Origin of the sequence: Streptomyces sp. 378, from assembly GCF_030124145.1 — a bacterium.
In the GTDB taxonomy this organism is placed as follows: Bacteria; Actinomycetota; Actinomycetes; order Streptomycetales; family Streptomycetaceae; genus Streptomyces.
Genome location: NZ_JASKMS010000045.1, coordinates 39,132 through 47,655, shown reverse-complemented (window position 1 = coordinate 47,655; position 8,524 = coordinate 39,132). Strand labels below are relative to the sequence as shown.

The window sequence follows — 8,524 nt, the reverse complement described above, 5'->3', positions numbered from 1 at the left end:
ACCACCCGGCCGTCACCTGGCTGCTGGAGCGCTACGGCTCCCCCGCCGCACTGCGCAAAGCCGGCAGCAACGAGACAAACGCGCCCTGGCTGTTCCCGACCGACTACTGGGTCACGGCGGGTGACACCCCGGCCGAGATCACGGAGGTCTACGCCGGCGCCACCGGCCCTCCGCCCCTACTGCCCGAAGGGGCGGCCGGTTTCTGGCAGTCCAGGCTGCGCTACCGCACGCAGGACGAACTTCCTGGCTGTCGCCAGCGAGTACAAGGAGCGCGGGCTGCCGCTGTCGGTGATCGTCTGCGACTTCTTCCACTGGACCCGGAGGGATTCAGCGAGCTGACCCGGCAGTGGCGGCACGGAATCCGCTCGGCGTACGAGCACTTCTGCACGGCAGCCGTGCGACTCGTCCCACCGGCCTTGACGGCGAGGACGCGGTCATGACGGGCTGACCGGGAGCCTGTGACCGGCCAGGCCACGTCGGCGTGTGGTCAGCCCCTCCGCGATCCCGCGGAGCGCCGCCGCCGCGGGAGCCTCGGGGGCACTCAGCACCAACGGCGTCCCGGCGTCGCCCGCCTCGCCCAGGAGGGGATCCATCGGCACCTGACCCAGCAGAGGGACTTCCGTGTCCAGTGCGAGGGACAGCGAGTCGGCGACCGTACGGCCGCCGCCGGAGCCGAAGAGCCGCGTCGTCGAACCGTCCGGCAACCGCAGCCAGGACATGTTCTCCACCACCCCGGCCACCCGCTGCCCGGTCTGCAGGCCCATGGCTCCGGCCCGCTCGGCCACCTCGGCGGCGGCCGCCTGCGGTGTGGTCACCACGAGGATCTCGGAGCCGGGAAGCAACTGGGCTATGGAGAGGGCGATGTCGCCGGTGCCGGGCGGCAGGTCGAGCAGCAGCACGTCGAGATCCCCCCAATACACCTCGCCGAGGAACTGCCGCAGCGCGCGGTGCAGCAGCGGGCCGCGCCACATCACCGGCGCGTTGTCCGAGGTGAACATCCCGACGGAGATCACCTTCACACCGTTCGCCCGGGGCGGCATGATCATCTTTTCGACGCGGGTGGGGCCCGCCGTCACTCCCAGCATGCGCGGCACCGAGTGGCCGTGGATGTCGGCGTCCAGCACGCCGACCGACAACCCGCGGGAGGCCATCGCGACCGCCAGGTTGACCGTGACACTCGATTTCCCGACCCCGCCCTTGCCGGAGGCGACGCAGTACACCCGGGTCAGGGAGCCGGGCCGGGCGAAGGGGATGTCCGGCTCGTCCGTGTCGCCCCGCAGGCTCCTGCGCAGTTCGGTGCGTTGCTCGTCGCTCATCACGTCGAGCTCGATCCGCACCTCGCGTACCCCGGGCAGCGCGGAGACGGCGGCGGTGGCGTCCGCGGTGATCTTCTCGCGCAGCGGGCAGCCGGAGACGGTCAGGTAGATGCCGACCAGCACCACGCCGTCGGCTCCCACCGAGACCTCCTTGACCATCCCGAGGTCGGTGATGGGCCGCTGGATCTCCGGATCGAGGACTTCGGACAGCGCCTCGCGGACCGTCTCCGTGGTCAGGGCGGCGTGCTCGTGGATCTCTGCGGTTGTCACAGGCGGTGCTCCGAATCCGTGGGGCGCTGGGTGAGGGCGGAGAGGGGAGACGTGACGTCAGCCGGCGACGGTCCAGGTGTCCTTGCCGGCGAGCAGGGACTGGAGGTCGGCGGGTGTGGTGCTCCTGGCCTGCTCGGTCTGGGCGCGGACCTGGTCGTCGTAGACCGGGCGGCTGACGGAGCGGAAGACGCCGGTGACGGTGTGGGCGAGGTCCTGGGAGCACAGCCGCGACAGGGCGAAGGCGTGGGAGGGGTCCTCCAGGGTGGCGTCGTGCACCACCAGCGCCTCCGTCCCCACGTCCGAGACCTTCGCCGTCTGAAGCCCTCCGGAGCCGGTACGGACGACGCCGAACTCCCCTTCGGCGCCGAAGCGCAGCGGCTCGCCGTGGCGCAGGGGGACGAGCCGCCGCTCCCGCTCCCCGGGCCGCCGCAGGACCTCGAAGGCACCGTCGTTGAAGATCGGGCAGTTCTGGTAGATCTCCACGAGCGCGGTGCCCCGGTGTTCGGCGGCGGCGGTGAGCACGCCGGTCAGCCCCGCTCGGTCCGAGTCGAGGACGCGGGCCACGAAGGTGGCGCCGGCGCCCAGGGCCAGCGAGACCGGGTCGAAGGGGGCGTCGACCGAGCCCATCGGGGTGGACTTGGTGACCTTGCCCGTCTCCGAGGTCGGCGAGTATTGGCCCTTGGTGAGCCCGTAGATGCGGTTGTTGAACAGCAGGATCTTGAGGTTCACGTTGCGGCGCAGGGTGTGGATGAGGTGGTTGCCGCCGATCGACAGGGCGTCCCCGTCGCCGGTGACCACCCACACCGACAAGTCGGGTCGGGCCACGGCCAGGCCGGTGGCGATGGCCGGAGCGCGGCCGTGGATGGAGTGCATCCCGTAGGTGTTCATGTAGTACGGGAAGCGGGAGGAACAGCCGATGCCGGAGATGAACACGGTGTTCTCCCGCCTCAGCCCCAGCCGGGGCATGAAGCCCTGGACGGCGGCCAGCACCGCGTAGTCCCCGCAGCCGGGGCACCAGCGCACCTCCTGGTCGGACTTGAAGTCCTGCGGTGACAGCTTCGTCCCGGACTCGGGCACCAGTGCCTGCCCGCCGAGGCCGGGCAGGCCGAGGTCGATGGTGGTCATGTCCGGACTCCTTCGATCACATCGGTGAACACGCCCTGGAGTTCTTCCGCCCCGAACGGCAGACCGGCCACCTTCGTGTACGAGACGGCGTCGACCAGGTACTTGGCGCGCAGTAGCAGCGCGAGCTGGCCGAGGTTCAACTCCGGGACCACGACGCGCTCGTAGCGGGAGAGCACCTCGCCGAGGTTGGCGGGCAGGGGGTTGAGGTGCCGCAGGTGCAGGTGCGCGAGGGGGTGTCCGGCCCGGCGGACCCGGCGTGCGGCGGCGCCGATCGGCCCGTACGACGAGCCCCAGCCCACCACCAGGACCTCGGCCCGGCCGGACGGGTCGTCCGGCACGGCGTCGGGCACGGTGATCCCGTCGATCCTGGCCTGCCGCAGCCGCACCATGCGGTCGTGGTTGTCCGCGTCGTAGGAGATGTCGCCCGTGCCGTCGGCCTTCTCCAGGCCACCGATGCGGTGTTCGAGTCCGGGAGTGCCGGGCACCGCCCAGGGCCGGGCGAGGGTGTGCGGGTCGCGCAGATAGCCCCAGAAACCGCCGGATCCGTCGGGGGCGTTGGGCTCGGTGGTGAACTCGACGCTCAGGTCGGGCAGTTGAGAGGCGTCCGGGACGAGCCAGGGCTCGGAGCCGTTGGCGATATGGCCGTCGGACAGCAGCAGCACCGGTGTCCGGTAGGTGAGCGCGATCCGGGCCGCGTCGAGCACCGTCTCGAAGCAGTCCGCCGGGGTGGCCGGCGCGAGGACCGGAACCGGGGATTCGCCGTTGCGGCCGAACATGGCCTGCAGCAGGTCCGCCTGCTCCGTCTTGGTGGGCAGGCCGGTGGACGGCCCGCCGCGCTGCACGTCGATCACCAGCAGCGGCAGCTCGGTCATCACGGCCAGGCCGATCGTCTCGCTCTTGAGGGCGAGACCGGGACCGGACGTGGTGGTCACGCCCAGGGCCCCGCCGTACGACGCCCCCAGCGCGACCCCGACGGCGGCGATCTCGTCCTCCGCCTGCACGGTGGTCACGCCGAAGTTCTTGTGCCGGGACAGCTCGTGCAGGATGTCGCTGGCCGGGGTGATCGGGTAGCTGCCGAGGAGCACCGGCAGTCCGGACCGGGCCCCGGCCGCGACGATCCCGTAGGCCAGGGCGGTGTTGCCGGTGATCTGCCGGTACGTGCCCGGAGTCAGCGCCGTGGCGGGGGCGACCTCGAAGGTCACGGCGAACGACTCGGTGGTCTCGCCGTAGTTCCAGCCGGCCCGGAAGGCGAGGATGTTCGCCTCGGCGATCTCGGGCCTGCGTGCGAACTTCTGCCGCAGGAACCGCTCGGTCCCGGCGGTCGGACGGTGGTACATCCAGGACAGCAGGCCCAGGGCGAACATGTTCTTCGCCCGCTCCGCGTCCTTCTTGCTCAGACCGGTGTCCGCCAGGGCTCCCCGCGTCAGCGTGGCCATGGTGACCCGGTGGACCTGGAAGGAGGTGAGCGTGCCGTCCTCCAGCGGGTCGGTGCCGTAGCCGGCCCTGGCCAGGTTGCGCGGGGTGAACTCGTCGGTGTTCACGATCACCGTGGCGCCCGGCGGCAGGTCGGCGAGGTTGGCCTTCAGAGCGGCCGGGTTCATCGCCACCAGCACGTCGGGCCGGTCTCCGGCGGTGAGGATGTCGTAGTCGGCGAAATGCACCTGGAAGGACGAGACTCCGGCGATGCTGCCCTGGGGGGCGCGGATCTCGGCCGGGAAGTTCGGCAGGGTGGCGAGGTCGTTCCCGAAGGCCGCGGCCGCCGAGGTGAACCGGTCGCCGGTGAGCTGCATACCGTCTCCGGAGTCACCGGCGAAACGGATGACCACCCGCTCGAGCCGTTCGGTCCCTTCGGTCCGCTGCTCGGTCCGCTCGATGCCTGCGGGGCCGGTGAGGCCGGCGGCGGAGGTGCCTGCGGGGCCGGTGTCGGTGCCGCTCATGGCGCCACGTAACTCTGGACGAAGGGGGTGTCGACACCGATCGGGCCGAGCTCCGCGGCGCCGCCGGGCGAGCCCAGCGGCTCGGCCCGGCCGGGCAGCGGCTCGGTGAAGAAGCGCGCGTTCTCCGTGACGAACGGCGCGTCCTCGGGTGCGAGTTCCTCGATGGTGGCGATGGCCTCGACCGGGCAGACGGGTTCACAGGCGCTGCAGTCGATGCACTCGTCGGGGTTGATGTAGGCCATGCGCTCCCCGACGTAGATGCAGTCCACCGGGCACTCGTCGACACAGGCGCGGTCCATGACGTCGACGCATGCGGCCCCGATGACGAAAGTCATGATGAGGTGACTCCTTTGATGTGGGGTCGAACGACCTGTGGTGGGCCGGGCGACAGGGACTTCAGGCGCCTTCGGGGGAATGCTCGGCGGGCGGAGCATCGCCCAGCGAGGCGAGGATCTCGTAACGGCGACGGGCGAAGTCGGGTTCGAACTGGGCGCCCGGGCGCCGCGGTCCGGGGATGTCGACGATCTCGCGCACGCGGGCGGGCCGGGGGCTGAGCAGGACGACCCGGTCGCCCAGCAGCAGGGCCTCGTCGACGTCATGGGTGACGAAGAGGATCGTGGTCCCGTACTGCCGCCAGACCGAGATCAGCAGTTGCTGCATCTCCGTGCGGGTCTGGGCGTCCAGTGCGCCGAACGGCTCGTCCATCAGCATCACCCGGGGGCGGGTGGCCAACGTCCGGGCGAGCTGCACACGTTGCCGCATACCGCCCGACAACTGGCCCGGCAGGTGGTCGAAGAAGCCCTCCAGACCGACCTGGGCCAGGAGTTCCTCGGCTTCCCGACGCCGATCCCGCCGGGGCACGCCGCGCAGTTTCAGGGCGTACTCCACATTGCGCGCCGCGGAACGCCAGGGCAGCAGGGCGTCCTCCTGGAAGACCATCGCGCAGACCGTGTCGGTCCCGCCCACCGGTTTCCCGTCGACCTCCGCGCGCCCGGCGGTGGGGGTGAGCAGTCCCGCCAGGGCCCGCAGAATGGTCGACTTCCCGCACCCGGACGGCCCGAGCAGGACCACGATCTCTCCGGGCCGCACATCGAGGTCGACCTCGGCGGCCGGCATGTCGCCGAAGGCGAGCTTCAGTCCTTCCAGCCGGACCCGCGCTCCGGCGCTCATCGGGCGCTCCTCGGCAGCCAGCGGTTGACGCGGGACCCGAGCCGCTCCACCAACCAGGCCGTACCCCAGCCCAGGATGCCGATGGACAGCATCCCGACGATCACACCGGAGTAGTCGAGCAGGCCGTAGGACTGCCAGGTGTAGTAGCCGACGCCGAACTGACCGGAGATCATCTCGGCACTGATCACGCAGATCCAGGCCACCCCCACGGAGACGGACAGCCCCGAGAAGATGCCCGGCATCGCTCCCGGAAGCACCACGTGCGCCAGCACGGACAGGCGGCGGGCGCCCATCGTCCGGGCGGCCTCCTCCCATACCTTGGGCAGGGTCTTCATCGCGTGGATGGTGCTCACCACCACCGGGAAGAACGCGGCGAAGAAGGTGATGAAGACGATGCCCTGCTCGCCGGTCGGGAAGACGAGGATGGCCAGCGGGACCAGGGCGATCGCCGGGATCGGCCGGGCCACCTCGATGAGCGGCCGGACCAGGGCCTGGACGACCCGGGAGCGCCCGATCGCCATGCCGATGGCCACCCCGCTCACCGCGGCGAGCCCGAAGCCGAGCAGGATGCGGCGCAGACTGGCGAGCAGGTCCTGGTAGTAGCTGCCGGAGGCCAGTTGTGCCGTGAGTGTGTGGACCACCTCGACCGGGCCGGGCACCTTGTCGAAGCGAAGCCACAGGATGACGTCGTCGGCCGTGAGCAGGTACCAGATCAGCAGGGCCGCGGCCAGCGGCAGCGCCGCCCGCGCGCCGGAGGCCAGCCGGCGCGGCCACCCTCCGAACGCGGTGAGCGGGCGCAGGCCGGCACGCAGACCGGGACGTGATCGCGGGGTGACGGTGATCGGATCACCGGGGGATGTCAGGGACTGCTGGGAGACGGGAGTCGTTGTCATGCGTCCTCTTTCCTGCGATTCCTGCGATTCCTGCGATACCTACTCGGCTCGGGGATGGGTGGTGACGTGGCGCGGCTCCTTGCGAGCGCCGCCGGTTCACGAAGCAGCCGCCAGCGCCGCCTCGTAGCCGAGCCTGCGGGCGCCCGCGTGGTCCACCAGATAGGAATCCGCGTCCGCGGCCACCGCGAACGGCAGCAGCCGGGAGTTCGCGGACCGGTCGGGGTCGAGCACCCAGGTCGCGGCGGACGCGAACATCCGGGTCCCGTGCTTCGCGTCCGGTACGTAGGCGGCTCGTACGTCCCCCTCGTGTGCGGCGATCTGCCGGAGCAGGCAGGTGGGAGTCGCCGCCACCCCGGTCGTCTTCCGGCCGCTGAACCACACTTCCGAGGCGGTGCGGGGATCCTTGACGGGCTCGTGGCAGACCGGGTCCTGGCCGCTGAGCGTGCTCGGAGACGCGGTGCTCTGGCTGGCGGCGTCGTACGAGGCGCCGTAGATCTCGCGGAGATGGCTGTCGTTGACGAACTCGTCGAGGTCCAGGTCCTTGACGGAGCCGAGGTCCTTGAGGAAGGGCAGGTCTTCGGAGAGCGCGTCGACCAGCTGCGGCTTGATGGTCGGGTCGAAGGTCACCAGGCCGCTCGGTCCGTTGTAGAGGTAGACCACCTCGGGTTCGATTCCCGTGACCTCGGCGACCTGCCGGGCGGCGGCCAGCGGGTTCTTGTTGAGGTGGTCCGCGGTGTCGCGCACCGACTCCAGGAAGACCCGCAACACCTCCGGGTGGTCGTCGGTGTACGCCTTGCGGGAGACGACGGCGTGGAACGTCGCGACGCCGTTGGACCCTCCGTCGTAGAGCAGCCTGCCCTGCTTGCGGAACACCATCAGCTGCGGCCAGGGCACGAACTGGGACAGCGCGGCGACCTGTCCGCCCTCCAGCGCCGAGGCGCCGACCGCCGGTTCCTGGTTGAGCAGCTTGACGTCGTCCGGGCTCAGTCCGTTCTTGCGGAGGGCGTTCACGAGCATTCCGTGTGCGGCCGAGCCGACGCTGGTGGACAGGACCTTGCCACGCAGGTCGGTCAACTTCTGTGCCGGGGAGTCCTTCGGCACGACGACCTGGTTGAGCGATCCGCGCAGGTTGTATCCGGTGACCGCGACGAGCTCCGACCTGGCGTCGGGGAAGCCCGCGGTCTTCGAACCGTTGACGAGGACCGGGTAGTCGCCCATGGAGCCGATGTCCACCTTGCCGGCGATCATCTGGGCGGTCAGCGGCGGCCCGGAGGGGAAGTCGTGCCAGACGACCTTGTACCGCACTCCCGAGGTCTTGCCGAGGGCGTTCAGCTTGCGCTCGAAGGTGCCTCGGTCGCGCAGCAGGGTGCCCGCGGTGACGGTGTTGATGGTCTTGGACTGGTAGCCGATGTTGACCACCACGGTCGAGGAACCGCCGCCCGGGGTGTCGGTACCGCAGGCACTGGCGCCGAGCCCCAGTGCGGCGAGTACGGCGAGCAGCGGCCGGCGGCGGGACCGCTGCGGGAGCGAGGGCCGTGGGACGGGGTGCGGAAAGGGATACATGTCAGGCTCCAGTCACCGCAGCAGGAAGGGGATGTCGACCGTGACCGCGTCGACCGGGCAGCGGGCCGCACAGGGGCCGCAGTACCAGCACTCGTCGACGTGCATGTACGCCTTGCCGGTCTCGGGGTGGATGGCCAGTGAGTCAAGCGGGCACATGTCCACGCAGAGGGTGCATCCGTCGATGCACTTGGATTCGTCGATGGTGACCGGTACGTCGACCCGGTGGGATGCGTGTGCCATCAGTGGTCTC

At 70.6% G+C, this 8,524-nt stretch carries 8 protein-coding genes and 1 pseudogene; 1 reads left to right on the top strand and 8 read right to left on the bottom strand.

Annotation, left to right across the window (positions count from 1 at the left end):
* Positions 1-101 precede the first annotated feature (101 nt).
* Positions 102-318, top strand: a pseudogene (locus QNO09_RS36870) (TIM-barrel domain-containing protein); the annotation flags it as partial.
* 116 nt (positions 319-434) lie between these two features.
* Here QNO09_RS36870 and QNO09_RS36865 read toward each other — a convergent pair.
* The 8 genes from QNO09_RS36865 to QNO09_RS36830 all read right to left on the bottom strand — a co-directional run bounded on the left by QNO09_RS36865 (position 435) and on the right by QNO09_RS36830 (position 8,514).
* Positions 435-1,586 carry an Mrp/NBP35 family ATP-binding protein gene (locus QNO09_RS36865; protein ID WP_283974592.1) on the bottom strand — a complete coding sequence of 384 codons (1,152 nt, stop codon included), beginning with the start codon at positions 1,584-1,586 and terminating at the stop codon, positions 435-437.
* Between the two features lie 57 nt (positions 1,587-1,643).
* Positions 1,644-2,711, bottom strand: coding sequence for a 2-oxoacid:ferredoxin oxidoreductase subunit beta (locus tag QNO09_RS36860; RefSeq protein WP_283974591.1), 1,068 nt, complete (start codon positions 2,709-2,711; stop codon positions 1,644-1,646).
* Positions 2,708-4,648: a 2-oxoacid:acceptor oxidoreductase subunit alpha gene (locus tag QNO09_RS36855; protein ID WP_283974590.1), complete on the bottom strand. Its 1,941-nt coding sequence runs from the start codon at positions 4,646-4,648 to the stop codon at positions 2,708-2,710. Before QNO09_RS36855 ends, QNO09_RS36860 begins: the two co-directional genes overlap by 4 nt.
* Positions 4,645-4,983 carry a ferredoxin gene (gene fdxA, locus QNO09_RS36850; RefSeq protein ID WP_283974589.1) on the bottom strand — a complete coding sequence of 113 codons (339 nt, stop codon included), beginning with the start codon at positions 4,981-4,983 and terminating at the stop codon, positions 4,645-4,647. Before fdxA ends, QNO09_RS36855 begins: the two co-directional genes overlap by 4 nt.
* Before the next feature lie 61 nt (positions 4,984-5,044).
* Positions 5,045-5,818, bottom strand: coding sequence for an ABC transporter ATP-binding protein (locus QNO09_RS36845; protein WP_283974588.1), 774 nt, complete (start codon positions 5,816-5,818; stop codon positions 5,045-5,047).
* Positions 5,815-6,711, bottom strand: a complete 897-nt coding sequence (locus tag QNO09_RS36840; RefSeq protein ID WP_283974587.1) for an ABC transporter permease — start codon at positions 6,709-6,711, stop codon at positions 5,815-5,817. Before QNO09_RS36840 ends, QNO09_RS36845 begins: the two co-directional genes overlap by 4 nt.
* Positions 6,712-6,807: 96 nt before the next feature.
* Entirely contained in the window at positions 6,808-8,274 is a 1,467-nt protein-coding gene (locus tag QNO09_RS36835; RefSeq protein WP_283974586.1) for an ABC transporter substrate-binding protein, read from the bottom strand.
* 12 nt (positions 8,275-8,286) lie between these two features.
* Positions 8,287-8,514 (bottom strand): 4Fe-4S dicluster domain-containing protein, encoded by a 228-nt coding sequence (locus QNO09_RS36830; RefSeq protein WP_027733159.1) that lies wholly within the window; start codon positions 8,512-8,514, stop codon positions 8,287-8,289.
* Positions 8,515-8,524 lie beyond the last annotated feature (10 nt).

Bases quoted from the DNA above. Each gene is read 5' to 3' on its own strand.
- QNO09_RS36860 (WP_283974591.1), bottom strand. From the start codon at position 2,711: ATGACCACCATCGACCTCGGCCTGCCCGGCCTCGGCGGGCAGGCACTG.
- QNO09_RS36855 (WP_283974590.1), bottom strand. From the start codon at position 4,648: ATGAGCGGCACCGACACCGGCCCCGCAGGCACCTCCGCCGCCGGCCTC.
- fdxA (WP_283974589.1), bottom strand. From the start codon at position 4,983: ATGACTTTCGTCATCGGGGCCGCATGCGTCGACGTCATGGACCGCGCC.
- QNO09_RS36845 (WP_283974588.1), bottom strand. From the start codon at position 5,818: ATGAGCGCCGGAGCGCGGGTCCGGCTGGAAGGACTGAAGCTCGCCTTC.
- QNO09_RS36840 (WP_283974587.1), bottom strand. From the start codon at position 6,711: ATGACAACGACTCCCGTCTCCCAGCAGTCCCTGACATCCCCCGGTGAT.
- QNO09_RS36835 (WP_283974586.1), bottom strand. From the start codon at position 8,274: ATGTATCCCTTTCCGCACCCCGTCCCACGGCCCTCGCTCCCGCAGCGG.
- QNO09_RS36830 (WP_027733159.1), bottom strand. From the start codon at position 8,514: ATGGCACACGCATCCCACCGGGTCGACGTACCGGTCACCATCGACGAA.